The sequence below is a fragment of the Bradyrhizobium uaiense genome (assembly GCF_010811875.1).
Classification (GTDB): Bacteria; Pseudomonadota; Alphaproteobacteria; order Rhizobiales; family Xanthobacteraceae; genus Bradyrhizobium; species Bradyrhizobium uaiense.
This window is the reverse complement of sequence record NZ_VKHP01001219.1, coordinates 1-222: the sequence shown is the minus strand read 5'-3', so window position 1 is coordinate 222 and position 222 is coordinate 1. Positions and strand designations below refer to the sequence as shown.

Genomic DNA, 222 nt, shown 5'->3' with positions numbered 1-222 from the left:
CCGGCCGCGGCCATGTGCTGCAGGTGCAGGTCGTGACCGCTGCAGTGCCCGAGGCGGGGCGGTTCCTCGGGGAAATACGACCTCCGGATCTTAGGGGCGACGTCGCATTCGTCGCGTTCCAGCAAGATGGTTTCGCGAAGATCGTCGATGCCGATCGAGGGACGGTTTGCGAGCTGGTGTGTCGGGGCGAGAACCGCGACGTAGCGCTCCTCGAACAGCGAC

The 222-nt window shown here is 65.8% G+C and carries 1 pseudogene; it reads right to left on the bottom strand.

Annotated features, from left to right (window positions below):
* Window positions 1–222, bottom strand: a pseudogene (locus tag FNJ47_RS49365) (LysR family transcriptional regulator); the annotation flags it as partial.